At 35.8% G+C, this 16279-nt stretch carries 15 protein-coding genes; 11 read left to right on the top strand and 4 right to left on the bottom strand.

Going from position 1 to position 16279, the window contains the following annotated elements:
- Positions 1–31: 31 nt before the first annotated feature.
- Positions 32–865, bottom strand: a complete 834-nt coding sequence (locus G6Q10_RS00680) for a DUF4198 domain-containing protein (RefSeq protein WP_163651857.1) — start codon at positions 863–865, stop codon at positions 32–34.
- Between the two features lie 334 nt (positions 866–1199).
- On the opposite strand from G6Q10_RS00680, the gene G6Q10_RS00685 reads away from it, so the two are divergent.
- The 6 genes from G6Q10_RS00685 to G6Q10_RS00710 all read left to right on the top strand — a co-directional run bounded on the left by G6Q10_RS00685 (position 1200) and on the right by G6Q10_RS00710 (position 8999).
- Complete coding sequence (locus G6Q10_RS00685; RefSeq protein ID WP_163651858.1) at positions 1200–2066, top strand: trypsin-like serine peptidase; 867 nt, start codon at positions 1200–1202, stop codon at positions 2064–2066.
- Between the two features lie 358 nt (positions 2067–2424).
- The gene (locus G6Q10_RS00690; RefSeq protein WP_163651861.1) at positions 2425–3825 is read left to right on the top strand and encodes a polysaccharide deacetylase family protein; all 1401 of its coding nucleotides are present in this window, start codon (positions 2425–2427) and stop codon (positions 3823–3825) included.
- A 200-nt stretch (positions 3826–4025) separates the two neighbouring features.
- Entirely contained in the window at positions 4026–4481 is a 456-nt protein-coding gene (locus tag G6Q10_RS00695) for a VanZ family protein (RefSeq protein ID WP_163651863.1), read from the top strand.
- 241 nt (positions 4482–4722) lie between these two features.
- On the top strand, positions 4723–5652 hold the full coding sequence (locus G6Q10_RS00700; RefSeq protein ID WP_163651865.1) for an LCP family protein: 930 nt from the start codon (positions 4723–4725) through the stop codon (positions 5650–5652).
- 138 nt (positions 5653–5790) lie between these two features.
- Complete coding sequence (locus G6Q10_RS00705; RefSeq protein WP_163651867.1) at positions 5791–6792, top strand: NADP-dependent oxidoreductase; 1002 nt, start codon at positions 5791–5793, stop codon at positions 6790–6792.
- A 272-nt stretch (positions 6793–7064) separates the two neighbouring features.
- Complete coding sequence (locus G6Q10_RS00710) at positions 7065–8999, top strand: Na+/H+ antiporter (protein ID WP_163651869.1); 1935 nt, start codon at positions 7065–7067, stop codon at positions 8997–8999.
- A gap of 98 nt (positions 9000–9097) precedes the next feature.
- On the opposite strand, the gene G6Q10_RS00715 is transcribed toward G6Q10_RS00710, so the two are convergent.
- Positions 9098–9646 (bottom strand): biotin transporter BioY, encoded by a 549-nt coding sequence (locus tag G6Q10_RS00715; RefSeq protein ID WP_163651872.1) that lies wholly within the window; start codon positions 9644–9646, stop codon positions 9098–9100.
- Positions 9647–9839: 193 nt separating this feature from the next.
- On the opposite strand from G6Q10_RS00715, the gene G6Q10_RS00720 reads away from it, so the two are divergent.
- The gene (locus tag G6Q10_RS00720) at positions 9840–10343 is read left to right on the top strand and encodes a GNAT family N-acetyltransferase (protein ID WP_163651874.1); all 504 of its coding nucleotides are present in this window, start codon (positions 9840–9842) and stop codon (positions 10341–10343) included.
- 196 nt (positions 10344–10539) lie between these two features.
- Here G6Q10_RS00720 and G6Q10_RS00725 read toward each other — a convergent pair whose 3' ends face one another.
- Positions 10540–10929 carry a hypothetical protein gene (locus G6Q10_RS00725; RefSeq protein WP_163651876.1) on the bottom strand — a complete coding sequence of 130 codons (390 nt, stop codon included), beginning with the start codon at positions 10927–10929 and terminating at the stop codon, positions 10540–10542.
- Positions 10930–11124: 195 nt separating this feature from the next.
- Between G6Q10_RS00725 and G6Q10_RS00730 the strand changes: the two genes are divergently transcribed.
- From G6Q10_RS00730 to G6Q10_RS00745, 4 genes are all read left to right on the top strand, one after another.
- The gene (locus tag G6Q10_RS00730) at positions 11125–11577 is read left to right on the top strand and encodes a MarR family winged helix-turn-helix transcriptional regulator (protein ID WP_163655643.1); all 453 of its coding nucleotides are present in this window, start codon (positions 11125–11127) and stop codon (positions 11575–11577) included.
- On the top strand, positions 11552–13276 hold the full coding sequence (locus tag G6Q10_RS00735) for an ABC transporter ATP-binding protein (RefSeq protein WP_163651878.1): 1725 nt from the start codon (positions 11552–11554) through the stop codon (positions 13274–13276). Before G6Q10_RS00730 ends, G6Q10_RS00735 begins: the two co-directional genes overlap by 26 nt.
- The gene (locus tag G6Q10_RS00740) at positions 13273–15087 is read left to right on the top strand and encodes an ABC transporter ATP-binding protein (RefSeq protein WP_163651880.1); all 1815 of its coding nucleotides are present in this window, start codon (positions 13273–13275) and stop codon (positions 15085–15087) included. Before G6Q10_RS00735 ends, G6Q10_RS00740 begins: the two co-directional genes overlap by 4 nt.
- 128 nt (positions 15088–15215) lie before the next feature.
- The gene (locus tag G6Q10_RS00745; RefSeq protein ID WP_163651882.1) at positions 15216–15524 is read left to right on the top strand and encodes a rhodanese-like domain-containing protein; all 309 of its coding nucleotides are present in this window, start codon (positions 15216–15218) and stop codon (positions 15522–15524) included.
- A 21-nt stretch (positions 15525–15545) separates the two neighbouring features.
- Here the strand turns inward: G6Q10_RS00745 and G6Q10_RS00750 are convergent, their stop codons facing one another.
- A complete protein-coding gene (locus G6Q10_RS00750) occupies positions 15546–16268 on the bottom strand; it encodes a MerR family transcriptional regulator (RefSeq protein ID WP_163651884.1) in 723 nt (240 codons plus the stop codon).
- Positions 16269–16279: the final 11 nt, after the last annotated feature.

Consider the following 16279-nt stretch of genomic DNA (forward strand, 5'->3'; position numbering starts at 1 on the left):
TCATGACCTGCAAATATGGGCGATTTAGCTTTTATTCGAAACTACATTTTGTATAGCCGCGCGATTGAGCATCTTTTAATTTGATTTTGGTTTTACTATTGGAATGATTTAAACCGCGACAATTGGGGGAAAAATGATATTTTTTCCCAGTAGCAGTGATGTAGACTGTACTTCCTTGAGCTTGGCTAGGTTTAGTTGGTTTTGGCTTGGGTTTAGCAGGCTTAGGTTTAGGTTGTGCTTTTTTTGATGGAACAACAGTTTTTTTAACGGTTGTTTTTTTGCTTGGCTGTACTTTCACTTGTTTTTGGTCATTTTGCGCGACTTTGCGTGTTTCAGTTGCTAGCTGTGTTTTCTTTTCCTTAGCTAGGCGCTCGTCTTCCACTTTTTTTGCTAGTGTTTTCTTGTATGTAGGGTTTCCAACAAGCGAAATTACTTGATGATCTTCTTTATTGCCAAGTTTAGTGTAAATCGTAGCGTTTACTTTCGCTTTTTTTATTGCTGGAATTGTAAAAGCGAATTCCCCATTTTTAGCAGTTGTTATCTTTTGTGCTGTAAAATCCTTGCTTTCGACTCTAACTTCAGCATTTGGAGCCGTTTTCCCTTTGATGATAACGGTTCCATTATTCGTCGATTTAAACTGATCTTTACTTTCAATTTTGGGGGGAGTAACATTTTTTTTAGCAGATTCTGTTTTTTGAGTTACTTTTTTATCAGCTTGAACTTCTTCAGTAGCATTTTTTGTGCCACATGCTGATAAAATAGCTAAACAGATGACAAGTAAAACAATAGGTGTTGTTTTTTTCCATTGCTTTTTAAAAATCATAAAACAAGCAATGAGTGCTAACATAAAAAACAAAACAATCATACAAAACACTCCTTTTCCTTTTTACTAGTTCAGCCATCATTTCTGAACTGTATACAGCATACTATAAATAGAATAAAATGAAAAGAATTAAATGAGGGAATTAGGTGAAAAAAAAGATAATTCATTATAAATGTATATTTTATTAATGAAATAGAATATAATATAAAGATTTAATCGTATTTTATTTATTATTAAGAGAATAATTGATAATGTATTTAAAATAGTTATTAAATACAATATTTTCTAAATAAAAAGTATATTTAACGACATAATTATTTTTTTGTGTTATTATACTTAATGTAAGACGCAGATACTTATAAGGAGGAGAATTTTTATGAAAAAGGTACAATCTTTAAAACTTTTTGTTGCTTTTGCCATTGCCCTATTAGTTCTGACGCCTAGTTTTTCCACTCATGCCCAGTCAACTACGGAAGCACATAAGATCCAGAAAAGGTCAATTTTGCATCCGCCTCACGACTATCGAAATAAAGTCATAGATTCAACAACCCCTACTTTTGCCTCGATTGGTCTCACAGTTTCACCTGGAAGTGATTCAAATTCCACCTTTAATTTTGAGGGAACGGGATTTGTAGTAGGGAAAAATACGTTTGTAACTAATAATCACGTGGCAATAAAATTCAGAAATGCAAATCCAATTAACAAAGGTGCCACAAATTCAGCTTGGTTTTATCCAGGAAGAGATGGAGATTATCTTCCGTTTGGCAAGTTTAAAATCATTGATGTGGCTTATTCGCCAAATGCTGACATTGCTGTAGTGACAGTAGGGAAACAAAATGATCTTCCATACGGGAAAGAGCTAGGAGATGTGGTTGCGCCATTAAAAGTTAAGAAGTTTTCCACGACAGATAGAAAAGTAACGATTTCAGGTTATCCCGGTGAAAAAAACAAGACACAGTGGTATGATACTAATCGTGTAGAAATTCATAACTTTGATAATTTAGAATCCCCTACTTTAATGTATGATATTGATACAACGCCTGGACAATCAGGTTCGCCAATTTTTAATACTTCCCATGAAGTGGTTGGTGTCCATTCAAACGGTGGCAGAGGCAATAATGGGAATTTACGTAATTTAGGGCAGCGCTTAAATAGCGTAAATTATAATTTTATCATGAAACGTGTTAATGAAGAGAATCAAAAATTATATACATCTAATGCAGATAGATGGGTCTGGAATTAAACTTTTGTACTTAATCTACGGGAAAAAATTTTTCTAAATAAAATTTACAATGATCATGCAAAACAGGCTAAAAAGAAATGATATCAAGGTATATTCTTGATTTGAAAAAGAGCTTATCACATTTTTGTAGTGGTCCCAAAAAATTGGGGTGTCATAAGCTCTTTTTTATTTGCAAAGTTTAGCTAATCGAGTTCAAAAACAAACCATTTTGTACTCCTAATGCCAAAAATATACGATTATCATATGAAAAGTAAATAAATTAAATAAAAATAGTCCAAAGTGGTAGACCAATGTACATATTATTGTTAGTATGAACCGTAGATGACAAAATGGTTATTTCATAAAGAAGGTGTTTTTGTTGAATAAAAAGTATTTGGTGTTGTGCGTTATTGTTGTCGTTGTTTTAATTGGCGGCCTACTTGGCTTTAAAGCTTGGCAGAAATCTCAATTCAATAAATCGCGTGAAGCGGCGCTACAACAAGTGGATTCAAAAATGCAACAAGAAGTAAGTAATAAGCACTACACAAAAGTTGAAAAAAAAGTAAGCGGTGCAGATGTTGTTGCCTATATTCCTCGCCTAAAAGATAAAACCGATAACGTGGGACTTAAAGATGAGATTTTTAAAGCCGCAGCAGACGAACAAAAAATGATTAGTAAAAAATGGAAAAAAGATGGCATTCTTTTTTATACCTTTAAATATAAGCAGGCAGGAAAGAATACAAGGAGTGTCATGATGCAACAAGAAGCGTACATTAAAAAAGCTAATCAATTGGAAAAAGTGAATCAAACACCAATTGGCAAGGGCTTTGTTGTTGATAATGATACAGAGCGTTTACTAAAGTTAAACGATCTTTTCATCAACTGGCCTGATAAAATTGCTGAACTCCGTCGTGTTATGCAAAATGCACTAATGAAAACCAAGCAAATACCATTACAAAACATTCAAGTGCTAGGTAAAGTGGATTATTTAAAAGATTTAGCAACGACTAATTTTGCTTTATCTGATAAAAAATTAATGATTCCAGTGAGCGTTCCTGGTTATCCAAAAATAAAAACAGCGGATATTGATTTAAGCGATATCGCTGAGCACGTTAATCCTAAATATTTACCAAATGACATTAAACCTTCTAAAAAGACTGAACCAGTGACTGGGAAAAAAATTGCGTTAACTTTCGACGATGGCCCAAATCCGAAAACGACACCTAAAGTTTTGGAGCTTTTGAAAAAATATCATGTTAAGGCTACCTTCTTTGTGCTAGGGAAAGCTGCAAAAGCCCATCCAGATTTGGTTAAAGAAGAGTATGAAGCTGGGCATGAAATTGGAAATCATTCTTGGGATCATCCCCAATTAACGAAAAAATCTCCAGAAGAAGTTTCAAGCCAAATTTTAAAAACACAATTCGTTATTTACCAAGCAACAGGCCATTTTCCAGATTTTGTTCGCCCACCTTATGGAGCTGTTCATAAAGATACGGCTGAAAATATTGGGATTCCAATTGCTCAGTGGAGCGTCGATACAATGGACTGGAAATTAAAAAAACCGCCCCTTATTACAAATCAAGTCAAAGCGCGTGCCTATGATGGCGCGATTGTCTTAATGCACGATATCCATCCTTTCACATTTGCAAGTTTGGAAAATACTTTGAAAGAACTAAAAAAACAAGATTACCAGTTTGTAACCGTAAGTGAAATGTTAAAAAGTCAGCCACAAATTGGGCATCAATATTTTGATAATAATGATGAACGAATTGTGAAATAACGATTTTGTGAATTTGAGTGAAAGATAATAGATGTTCGAAAAGTAAGAGAGCCCCGCTTTAATGTGCGGATCAAAGTGCTCTCTTTTTTTATTGTTGAAAGAATGATACAATGAAATGAACAAACAGTGAAAGCGAGCGACGTTTTTTGAAAAATAGAAAACAAGTTTTTTTGATATGCTTCTTAGGAGCATTTGCGATTATGGCAATTTTATTTTACTCTTCTTCTGAAACTTATGAACAGCAATCGATGGTGTCAACGCTAGATAAAATACTGGCAAAACAACCTTTGAAAGAGCAACTTAGCACGATTCATTTTACATATGGTTCGAGTGAAGTGAGCGTTCAGGCAATGGGTTACAGCAAGTTTGTTGAGTTTTTTCTGCGTAAGGGAGCCCATTTCTTTACTTATTTTGCAATGGGAATTTTTATTTATACAGGGGTTCGGGGGTATTTTGGTAAAAAGCGTCTGGCGTTATGGTGCGCGCTTTTGATACCGCTTGTTTTTGCTACAAGCGACGAATTTCATCAGTATTTGACTGGGGGGAGAACACCGCTTGCGCAAGATGTGATTTTAGATTTTTGTGGAGCGATAATTGGTGTAGCTCTTACAGCACTCATTTGGCGAAAGATAGTAAAAAAACATAATAAAATATAAAAAGCGTCCTGGTTTTAGCGGCTATGGCTTCTGTCGAAAATCTAAAATCAAGACGCTTTTTATTGATATGAATTTTGGAACCGATTACAGTTAAAACAAATATAGTCAAAAAGTTTAATGACGTTACGGTTTAATAATCTTTAATAATTCTTATAAGTTTTTCGCTCGGAGTTTTTGTCATTTTATTGTAATATGGAATTAATAGCTTGGAAATACAAGTGAATAAATTGAGGTGAAAAAAATGGCTCGACATCAAAAAAAGCATAAAGTAAGAAAAGGTCGTATATTTATTACTATTTTATTCGTATTGCTAATCATTATTGCTGGACTTGCTGTGATCGGTTATTTTCAATATAACTTGAGTTTAAAAGATGCTCAAAAAGAAAGTAAAATGAAAGATTTTGCCTTTAATGGCGAAAAAGCACGTGGGGATACGGTAAATGTTCTTTTTATTGGTAGTGATTCACGTGGGAAAGATCAAGGTCGCTCGGATTCCTTAATGATTGCTAGTTATAATAAAAAAGCAAAGACACCTAAGCTCATTTCGCTAATGCGTGATACGTATGTAGACATTCCAGGCTATGGTAAAAATAAAATTAACGCTGCTTATTCCTACGGAGGACCTGAGTTAGTTAGAAAAACAGTAAAAGAAAATTTTGGAATTGATTGTAACTATTATGTAGTTGCTAGCTTTGAAAGTTTTCCAAAAGTTATTGATACCCTTGCGCCAAATGGTATCGAAATCACTGCTGAAAAAGATATGTCAGCCAATATTGACGCCAAAATTAAAGCTGGAAAACAAAAGATGGATGGACATACGTTGTTACAATATGCGCGTTTCCGTCATGATGCAGAAGGCGATTTTGGACGAGTAAGAAGACAACAACAAGTCTTGCAAGCTGTCAAAGAACAGGCGATATCAGCAACAAGCATTTTCAAGATGCCACGTGTGCTAGGGACCATTCAAGGCTATACAAAAACAGATTTGCCAACTAGCTTGGTGTTAAAAACAGGAATGGATTTTGCTTTTTCAAGAACACAAGATGTAAAAACACTCACCGTTCCAGTAAAAGGAACATGGGAGAACCAGCGTATTGCTGGGGCTGGAGCTGTACTACGCATTAATATTGCTGCGAATCAAAAAGCGATTCAACAGTTTTTAAGTGAATAAAAAGTTAGCGCCTGAGACATGAGCGGAATGAACTCGATTTATTTCGCTTATGTCTCAATTTGTCTTTAATATCGAAGTTTAAACAGGTGCTTCTTGTGGTATCAGGCAACTAATTGAAGAAATGAGGTGCGATGAAAGATGAAACAAATTAATCTAAAAACCCGTCCAGTAGGCTTACCAAGTAAAGATACTTTTGAAATAAAAGATGTGAAGCTTAAAGGGATGCAAAGCGGAGATGTGCATATTCAGTTGGTCTATTTATCTGTAGATCCTTATTTGCGCGGTAGAATGAACGATACAAAGAGTTATATTCCGCCATTTAAACTAAATGAACCGATTGTAAGTACTGGCATTGGCAAGGTAGTTAAATCGAAATCCGATGATTTTCTCGAAGGAGATTTTGTAATAGGAAGTGTACCATGGCAAGAAGAAGCCATTTTGCCAGGCGAAACACTGCAGAAAATCGATCCAGCGGTTGCTAAGTTGCCTGCTTATTTAGGGATCATTGGTATGACAGGCCTTACCGCATATTTTGGTCTACTTGATATCGGCCAGCCCGAGCCGGATGAAACGGTAGTTGTTAGTGCTGGGGCAGGAGCAGTTGGTTCAGCTGTCGGACAGATTGCACAAATTAAAGGCGCACGTGTAGTTGGAATAGCGGGAAGTGAAGAAAAAATCCATTACATGGTTAACGAACTAGGTTTTGATGTGGGGATAAATTATAAGACAAAAGAATTTAGCCATAATTTAGCAAAAGCGTGTCCAAATGGAATTGACGTTTATTTTGAAAATGTTGGTGGCAAAGTAAGTGATGCTGTGTGGCCATTATTAAATAAATTTGCAAGGATACCTGTATGTGGCACGATTTCCTCTTATAATAAGACAGCGGAAGAGGATATGGGCCCGCGTGTACAAAGCTATTTAATTAAATCAAGTGCTAAAATGCAAGGCTTTACAGTTGGGGATTATGCTGATCAATTTGCAGAAGGTAAAAAGCAGCTAGTGCAATGGCTAGAAGAAGGCAAACTGATCCACAAAGAGACACTTGTACATGGATTTGATCAAACGATACCTGCATTTCTATCGTTATTTGACGGTAAGAATATTGGGAAAATCGTTGTAGACGTGAGAGGGAAATAGTTCATTGGGGATATAAATAAAATAAATTAGTGACAAGCGCTTGCAGTTTGTGTTTAAGAAAATTGTCAGACTTCCGGTAGTCGTATGTTCCGCTTCCGGTTTCTGGCAATCCTCTTAACTGAAACCGCTTTCTCCTAGTTTGTTGTATTCGAAATGCAGAATCTAAGCTCTATTTTTCCCTAAAAAGTTTTAAGTAGAAACCCGCCTTACGATGTATGTTATTATGATAATGATCGGATACACTATTTTTATACATAAAAGGGGGAAAGGTTATGGAGATTTTTGAATTTATTCTTATTCTTTTAGGAATGGTTTTTATATCGAATGTATTAAGTCGATTTTTACCGAGTATTTCTATACCGCTAATTCAAATCGGTTTAGGTATTTTAATCGTTTTACCGTTTGAAAAATTTAATTTTAGTATTAATCCAGAATTATTTATGTTGTTATTTTTAGCACCACTACTTTTTAATGACGGAAAAAATACAGATAAAGTCGCTTTATGGAAATGGCGAAAACCGATTTTTTGGCTGTCAATTTGCTTAGTTTTTATTACGGTTTACGCACTTGGGATGTTAATTGGTGGCATGATCACTTCTCTTCCAGTTGCCGCTGCATTTGCACTTGCTGCTGCACTTGCGCCAACTGATGCAGTTGCTGTAAGTTCCTTAGCTGAAAAAGTTAAAATACCGAAAAAAGCTATTCATATTTTAGAAGGCGAGTCTTTAATTAATGACGCTTCTGGCTTGGTTTCTTTTCAATTTGCTGTGCTCGCTTTGACAACAGGAACTTTTTCATTACTTGATGCTGGAATGAAATTTGTACTAATTTCAATCGGAGGTATCGCCTTAGGGGTAGTGCTTAGCCTGATAAAGTGGGTCGTAACAACCGCTCTTAGACGATTTGGAATTGAAAATATTATTTCTTTTTTATTGCTGGATTTACTTACACCGTTTCTGATTTTTTTAATTGCGGAAAGTTTAGAGGTTAATGGAATTTTGGCTGTGGTGAGTGCAGGAATGATGCAATCCATTGGCTATAGCAAAATGAATCCAGAAAGCGCAAGGTTAAATACGCTTTCTAAAAATACATGGTCGGTTCTTACATTTAGCTTAAATGGGGTTGTATTTATCTTACTTGGTACACAACTGCCACGCGTGGTTAGTGATGTCTGGTTTGATACTGGCATTTCAAATAGTGGCTTGGTCTTTTTAGTTCTTTGTATTACAGCAGGCCTACTTGTCTTACGCTTTTTACTATTATTTATTTTCCGTGCTTTTAGTGAAGAGAAAAAATCGTTTAAAGAACGGACTCGCGATAGTTTTTTATATACAATCTCTGGCGTTAGGGGGACGGTGACGCTTGTCAGTGCACTATCCCTTCCTTTTGTTATTCAAAATGGAGAAACGTTTGCTTCACGTAATTTGCTAATTGCACTTGCTGCAGGGGTTATTTTAACTACATTACTACTAGCCAATTTTGTATTGCCCCTTTTTGCTGAGAAAAAACAAAGCGATAGTGAACAAAATGAAGTTGTTATTTCTATTTTAAGAGACGTCATGAAAGATCTTAAAAAACAAGAAAACGGTGAAAATAAAGATTATGTTCACTTTTTATCTCAGATTTATCAACAACGAATTCTTGAATTAAATCAGGATAAAGAGCACTTACGAAATGATGATTTAAAAATGAAAATTACTGTTTTAAACTGGGAAATTGAAAAAGCCGCATCGATGAAGAAAAAAGGCGAAGTTTCGGATAATAGCATTGGTCGTTTTATTAATAAACGCAATAAATATCTGTATATATTGACTAATGACAAAAAATATCGTAATAGAAGAAGAGCACTAATGACTGAATTAAGAGCACCTCAAGTAAATTTAAAGCAGCGAAAAAAGGAGCGTTGGACGCTTCAAGAAGAAACAAGAAAATATGTAACCCAGAAATTAGAAACATTGCCACATGGGTTTGTGAGCCCAGAAATGTATGATATCTATTTAACACGCTATGAGGGTCGTGGCTTTACACACCTTGGCGGAAGAAATAAGCAAAATATGAAAGAAGAAATCGAAATTCTTGCTGAATATGCCATTCAAGTGGAACGTGCTTTAATCCAAAAGTACTTTGAAAAAGGTGAATTATCACGTAAGGATATGAAGAAATGTCGTGAAGAAGTTTTAATTATGGAAAATGATTTGTTTAGTTAGGTTGGGACATCAATAAGCTAGCGATCAGCCTTTTGCTTTGTGGGTTTCGTAAGAAAAAACCCACAAAGCAGTTTTTAAGCTATGTAATCTTGTGGACTTTACGATTTTGGTAAAAGTTTCCCTGCAATTAAGCGTTCACGGATTAAAAGACCAATCCAGCCAGCAAGAATGGCTTTAAGAATGCCTGGGATTAAAAATGGTATCATACCTGCGTGAAATGCTTTACTAAATGTCATACCTGCGCTTATTTTGAGCCAAAGCACACCAAAAAGAAGCGTAACAAGAGCACCAATCAGGTTAGCGATAATCGCATTAATCTGAGTATAACCCAGTTTATCAAGATAATAACCTGTAATCCAAGCATTAAAGATAAAGCCTACAATAAACCCACCAGTTATACCTAAAAGAATACCCATTCCCGCAGCCATTCCTTGGAAAACAGGCATGCCAATCGCCCCGAGTGTAATATAAACACTAACGGCAATCGTACTATGCTTCGCGCCAAGAATTGTTGCTGCAAGCCCGACCGCAAAAGTTTGCGCCGTAAAGGGAATAGGGCCAATTGGAATAGCCACTTGAGCGAGTGCAGCAATGATCCCCGCAAATAGTGCATCGACAATTAAAAATTTTAACTTTTGATGATTCATGATACAACCCCTTAATGTTAACTTATATAAATAATAAGTTAACATTATTTTCTCTCTCAAGCAAGCTAAAATTCATAAAAATAGTCAAATAAAAAAGAAAGCGTTATAATAACAGGAACTTAAGAAAAATACATAAAATGATGAAAAAGCGGGTATAATTTATGTAACCCGGAAAGTAGAGGAGGAATAATAAATGACTACGAGCGTCCGTAAAGCAAGTAAAGAGGATGTTACTGCTATTAAAAATATTGCTACACTTTCATGGCATAATACCTATAAAGATATTATCCCACAAGAAGTACAAGATGCCTTTTTAGCGAAATTTTATAATGAAAAGACATTAACTAATCGTATCGAGGCGACGCCCTTTGCCCTTCTAATAAAAGATAAAAAAACAATTGGTTTTGTTAATTTTGTTGAATTAGCGAAAGGAAAAAGTGAATTGACGGCATTTTATTTACATCCTGAATTCATCAATCAAGGGTATGGAACAGAACTTTTAGAAGAAGGTATGAATCTGTTTCATATACCACTCCCGATGTCAGTAAATGTTGAGAAACAAAATGAGGCAGCAATCCGTTTTTATGAAGCAAAAGGATTTGAAAAAGCGGAAGAGTTTGTGGAAGATTTTTATGGCTATGGTTTAGCAACAATCCGTTATCAACTACTACACCACGTTGAAGAAGACGAGGTCTAATCAAACGAAAGGCCATCCGATTAAAAAAGAAAGCGTAGGTATTACATTTCGAATACGACAAATCGAGAGAAAGCGTTTGCCTTGAAGAGGTTTGCCAGAAGCCGGAAGCGGAGCGTACGACTGTACGTGAGAACCGGAAGTCTGGCAAGCCTCTTCAATGTGAGCGCTTGTCGTTTGTGTATGTTCAGCCCCTTTTTTATTTAGATGAGGCTGCTTTACCACTATGTGAGTATCCACCGCGAAAAATGAAGAAAATCACGCTAAGGGATGTCGCAATGATCCCACCAAGAGCTGAAAGTAGAATGATCATGAGTGTAGTAGCTAATTGGAGAATACCTAGAACCACGACAGTGATCAAAACGCCATAAATCAATCCATACATTGCAAATCTTGCTAATGTCGCTTTTTTACTAAATCCATAGTAAATTTCAGCGATTGTTGCACCCACGAAGATTGATGGAGCAGCAAACAGAATAGCTGCGAAGATAAGCTCTAGCGTTAGTTTATCAAATAGTAAACCTTCCATTCCAATGACAGCAAAAATCCCCAAAATAAAGACCGTTAAATAAGCAAAAATAAAACGCAATATTGCCACCTCCGATAATATATTAGTATAGCAAATAAATAAGAATTACGGAAAAATTTGCCAAAGAGGCGCTGTTTATACCGGATCTGGGCTTGACAAATACATAAAAAGAAATATATACTTAATTAAGTTAACTAATTAAAAGGAGGGGCTATATTGGAAGATAATCTAGGTCATTCCGTCATTAAAGCTTTTATGAATTTTAAACGTGCAGAACTGCTTGGTTTTCACTTTGAAGGTTATACTCGTGCTGAAATTCGTTTTCTTTTCATTCTCTTTCATGGTCTAAAAAAAGATAAAAGCAAAATGGGCATGAAAGTTTCCGATATCGGTCAATTGCTTCGTGTTTCAAAACCAAGCGTTACACAACAAATCAATGCACTAGAAAAAAAAGGTTTGATCAATCGTACACAAAATCCAGAAGACAAACGCGCTGTTTATTTAACCTTTACTGAAAAAGGCAATAAACTAATGAAACAAGTCATTAAAAAAATTCAAGCAAACTTTGAAGATATGCGTGATTATATTGGTGAAGAAGATATGAAAACACTGATTTATTTGCTTGAAAAATTAACAGATTACCTTAATCATAAAGGTAAAGAAGAAGGAGGTGTAGTGCCAAATGATGAAACTGATGAAACGCCTTAAATCTTATTGGTTAGGAATTGTCATTGTTTTAGGCTTAACTTTTATTCAAGTGCTAGGCCAACTTTACTTACCGACGATTATGTCAAATATTATCGATAAAGGTGTCGTCCAAGGAGATAAGGCTTACATTTGGAAAATGGGATCGTTCATGTTGCTTATTTCCGCATTGGCTGTAGTTCTTTCGGTGGTTATTGTTTACATAGCCTCGCGAATTGCAATGGGCTTTGGGCGTGAACTTCGTGATAAAATTTTTACACGTGTGGAAAGTTTTTCGCTGCAAGAAAACAATAAAATAGGCACAGCTTCTTTAATTACAAGAACAACCAATGATGTTGTCCAAATCCAAAATGTTTTATATATGATGCTTAGAATGATGGTGATGGCTCCAATTATGCTGGTTGGTGGAATTATCATGGCTGTTGGGCGAGATGCCAAATTGTCGCTTATTTTTGTTATTGTTTTACCAATATTATTAATGTTGGTGATTGCAATTGGCGGTAAAGCAATGCCAAAGTTCAAAGCATTACAAAAGAAAATGGATAAATTAAACCGCGTAATCCGTGAGGGTTTGACTGGGATTCGGGTTATTCGGGCTTTTAATCGTAATCAAGATGAACTAAAGAAATTTGAAGAGGCAAACAACGATTACGCTTCTACTGCCATTGGGGTTAACCGGTTGCTTTCACTTATGAGTCCGCTAATGATGTTACTTATGAATCTAACAAGTATTGCAATTGTTTGGATTGGTGCACATTTGATTGGTGAAGGTAGTATGCAGGTTGGGGACTTGATGGCGTTTATTCAATATGCGATGCAAATTATGATGAGCTTTATGATGTTATCTGCAGTATTTATTTTCATTCCACGTGCTGGAGCTTCTGCTGAACGTATTAATGAAGTTCTTGATATGGAACCAGAAATTCTTGATCCGAAAGCGTCCAAAAATACTGAACAGAAAGCATTGCTGGAATTTGATCATGTCACATTTCGTTATGCTGGCGCTGAAAAGCCAGCACTTGATAACATTACTTTTAAAGCAGCAGCTGGAGAAACCATTGCCATCATCGGAAGTACTGGTGCAGGTAAGTCCACCTTGATTAACATGATTCCGCGCTTTTATGATGTAGAAAGTGGGGTTGTTCGTGTTAATGGAGTTGATGTTCGCGAACAAAATCAAGATGAACTACGCCAAAAAATTGGATTAGTTCCTCAAAAAGCTGTTCTTTTTACTGGGAGCATTGAAACAAATATGAGATATGGTAAAGAAGAAGCGACAGATGATGAAATTTGGCAGGCACTTGCTATTTCGCAAGCTAAAGATTTTGTCTCTAAATTAAGTCGTGGTATCAAGACGCATGTGGAGCAAGGTGGAAATAACTTCTCTGGTGGTCAAAAGCAAAGATTGGCGATTGCCCGGGCACTTATTCGTAAACCAGAAATTTATATTTTTGACGATAGTTTTTCAGCGCTAGACTTTAAAACAGATGCAGAGCTAAGAGGTGCGCTTTTAAATGAAACCAAAGAAGCCGTTACACTTATTGTGGCTCAGCGAATAACTTCTGTTGTGGATGCCGATCGAATCATTGTTTTAGATGAGGGAAAAGTAGCAGGTATCGGAACACATACTGAATTAAAAGAGCATAATGCGATTTATCAAGAAATTATGCGCTCACAACTTTCAGAGGAGGAGATAGCATGAGTCCAGGACCAAGAGGCGGAGGGATGGGAAGTCCAGTAGCAAAGCCCAAGAATTTTAACAAAACATTATTCCGCTTGCTAGGCTACATGAAGCCGCGTACATTTTCGATCATGGTTGTCTTTGTTTTTGCGATTCTCTCAACTATTTTTAATATTTTTAGTCCACGTGAATTAGGGAAAGCGACAACAGAAATTTTTGAAGGGCTGATGGGTCCTAATGGAATTAATGATGATAAAATTTTTGATATTTTATTTTTTGTTTTTTTACTTTATATTGGAAGTTCCGTTTTTAATTTTATCCAGCAATTTGTGATGTCTAGTGTGGCGCAACGAACGGTATATGATATGCGTAAAGATTTAAAAGCTAAAATGGCACGTTTGCCGCTCCGTTATTACGATACTAGATCAAATGGTGATATTTTAAGCCGTGCTGTAAATGATATGGATAATATTGCTAACACATTGCAACAATCCCTTACACAAGCGATTACCGCAGTAATTCAAGTTGTTGGTGTCTTAATTATGATGTTAACAATTAGTTGGCAAATGACATTGATTGTTGTTTGTACAGTACCACTTAGTATCCTTGTTGTTGCAATAATTGCCGGGAAGTCGCAAAAGTACTTTGCTGCGCAGCAAGGAAACTTAGGCATTTTAAATGATGCTGTTGAAGAAACTTACAGTGGCCAAACGATTATTAAGGCATTTGGTCAGGAAAAAAATACACTAGCAAAGTTTGAAAAAGTAAACAGTGATTATTATCAGTCAGCTAAGAAAGCACAATTTATTTCTGGGATTATGATGCCAATGATGCAGTTTATTGGAAATTTAGGCTATGTGGCGGTCTGCGTTGGTGGAGGGATTTTTGTTACCAATGGAACTTTAAAAGTTGGGGATATCCAGTCTTTTACACAATACGTACAACTTTTTTCACAACCAATTGCTAGTGTGGCCAATATTGCTAATGTCATTCAATCGACCATTGCTTCAGCTGAACGTGTATTTGAAATGATGGATCAACAAGAAGAAGTAGACCATATCCCAGAACAAATCCCAGTAGCTCAAGGAGAAGAGCATAAAATTGTGTTCGATCACGTAAAATTTGGCTATACTACGGATAAACCACTTATGACGGATCTTAATATTGAAGTAGAAGAAGGTCAAATGGTGGCAATTGTAGGGCCGACTGGTGCTGGGAAAACGACGATTATTAATTTATTAATGCGCTTTTACGATGTAGATGCAGGAGAAATTCGCATTGAAGGCATTGATACAAGAGATATGACAAAAGAGCAAGTTCGTGCCAAATTTGGGATGGTATTACAAGATACATGGCTGTTTAATGGTACAATTGCTGATAATATAGCTTATGGACGTGATGGGGCTTCCCAAGAAGAAGTCGTTCTTGCGGCAAAAGCGGCCTATGCAGATGATTTTATTCGCCGATTACCTGATGGCTATCTTACAATCTTAAATGAGGAAGGATCAAATATTTCTCAAGGGCAAAAGCAATTGCTTACGATTGCTCGAGCTATTTTGTCTGATCCATCTATTTTAATTCTTGATGAAGCAACATCAAGTGTAGATACAAGAACAGAGCTTAATATCCAAAAAGCAATGGGTAATTTAATGAAAGATAGAACTAGTTTTGTTATTGCACATAGATTATCGACCATTCGCGATGCAGATCTTATTTTAGTCATGAATCAAGGAACCGTTATCGAGCAAGGAACCCATCAAGAATTGTTGAGTGAAAACGGATTTTACGCTGATCTTTATAATAGTCAATTTACTGGTTCAAAAGCAGTCTAATGATGAAGCAAAATTTCCTTTGTTAGTTTTTCTAATAAAGGAAATTTTTTTATGAAAAAATGCATTGAGCAAATACATTGTTCTTGTATTGCAAAAATTATATGATAATTTTTGAGTGAGGTGAAAATATGTATCAATCAATAACTACAGCTGAATTTGAGCAATATTTGATAAAAAATAGCCCCTATCTGATTGACCTTCGTGAGCCTACTGATTTTCTTTTGGCGCATATTCCAAATGCGCATAATATTCCTATGGATGAATTAGCTTTAGCGTGGGAAGATTTAGAGCCAGACAAGCAGTATTATCTTATTTGTTATATGGGGAAGCGATCTAGTCAAGCTTCTGAATTTTTGACAAATAAAGGGTTTCAAGCGATCAATATTTTAGGTGGTATGGATGCATGGCTAGGGGATGTTACAACTTTGTTAAGATAAGCAATGAGCGCCTAAGAACAATTAAAGGCGCTCTTCCAACAGATAGCTTATCTTAGGCCGATGGAGCTCGTAAGTGATGATTTCACGAATAAAGAATTCGGAAGTTGGCTGCACTAAGACGTGTTCTAAATCTTCTTTTGTTCCCCTTGTAAGTTTAAATGTTCCAGCTGAAATTTTTTTGATGAGCGGACTATTTACCATTTCATCGAGGTCAACACCGATGAAATTTTCCGTTTGGCTTTGGTAATAAGATATAAATTGTTTGTAGCTTTTAGACAGTCTGGCAGCTTTCAAAGCAGTAAATAGCAATGTGTAGTCTTGGTTGTTAAATTTGTGAATGTCTGAGGGGACAGCAAAAAAATAGCGATCTGGATAAAAATTTTCGCATGACTGCCGAAAAGGCAATTTTACATAGTGAGTATGACGGTGAATAAGCCATTTTTTTCGTTTGATTTTGCGTTCTTCTGCTTCTAATGATTGTAGATTTAGAGCTAACTGATCTTGAATGGCGTTTTTTTGTGGATGAAGCAAAAGTTGCTTGATTTCTTTTAAAGAAAGACCTGTGTATTGTAGCATTTGAATGATATGTAATAGAAGAGTTTGTTCTTTTTGATAATAGCGATAACCGGTTTTATTATCAATTTCAGCAGGAGAAAAAAGCGAAATTTGATCATAATAACGCAGCCTTTGAATGGAAATCTCACTTAACTTTGCCATTTCGCCAATGGTTAATAATTTTGTCATGTTTACCTCCA

The sequence above is a fragment of the Listeria sp. PSOL-1 genome, assembly GCF_902806445.1.
Classification (GTDB): domain Bacteria; phylum Bacillota; class Bacilli; order Lactobacillales; family Listeriaceae; genus Listeria.

Coding starts and splice junctions, on each gene's coding strand:
- G6Q10_RS00700 (WP_163651865.1), top strand. CDS start 4,723: ATGGCTCGACATCAAAAAAAGCATAAAGTAAGAAAAGGTCGTATATTT.
- G6Q10_RS00720 (WP_163651874.1), top strand. CDS start 9,840: ATGACTACGAGCGTCCGTAAAGCAAGTAAAGAGGATGTTACTGCTATT.
- G6Q10_RS00745 (WP_163651882.1), top strand. CDS start 15,216: ATGTATCAATCAATAACTACAGCTGAATTTGAGCAATATTTGATAAAA.
- G6Q10_RS00710 (WP_163651869.1), top strand. CDS start 7,065: ATGGAGATTTTTGAATTTATTCTTATTCTTTTAGGAATGGTTTTTATA.
- G6Q10_RS00750 (WP_163651884.1), bottom strand. CDS start 16,268: ATGACAAAATTATTAACCATTGGCGAAATGGCAAAGTTAAGTGAGATT.
- G6Q10_RS00715 (WP_163651872.1), bottom strand. CDS start 9,646: ATGAATCATCAAAAGTTAAAATTTTTAATTGTCGATGCACTATTTGCG.
- G6Q10_RS00685 (WP_163651858.1), top strand. CDS start 1,200: ATGAAAAAGGTACAATCTTTAAAACTTTTTGTTGCTTTTGCCATTGCC.
- G6Q10_RS00705 (WP_163651867.1), top strand. CDS start 5,791: ATGAAACAAATTAATCTAAAAACCCGTCCAGTAGGCTTACCAAGTAAA.
- G6Q10_RS00735 (WP_163651878.1), top strand. CDS start 11,552: ATGATGAAACTGATGAAACGCCTTAAATCTTATTGGTTAGGAATTGTC.
- G6Q10_RS00730 (WP_163655643.1), top strand. CDS start 11,125: ATGAATTTTAAACGTGCAGAACTGCTTGGTTTTCACTTTGAAGGTTAT.
- G6Q10_RS00680 (WP_163651857.1), bottom strand. CDS start 865: ATGATTGTTTTGTTTTTTATGTTAGCACTCATTGCTTGTTTTATGATT.
- G6Q10_RS00740 (WP_163651880.1), top strand. CDS start 13,273: ATGAGTCCAGGACCAAGAGGCGGAGGGATGGGAAGTCCAGTAGCAAAG.
- G6Q10_RS00695 (WP_163651863.1), top strand. CDS start 4,026: ATGGCAATTTTATTTTACTCTTCTTCTGAAACTTATGAACAGCAATCG.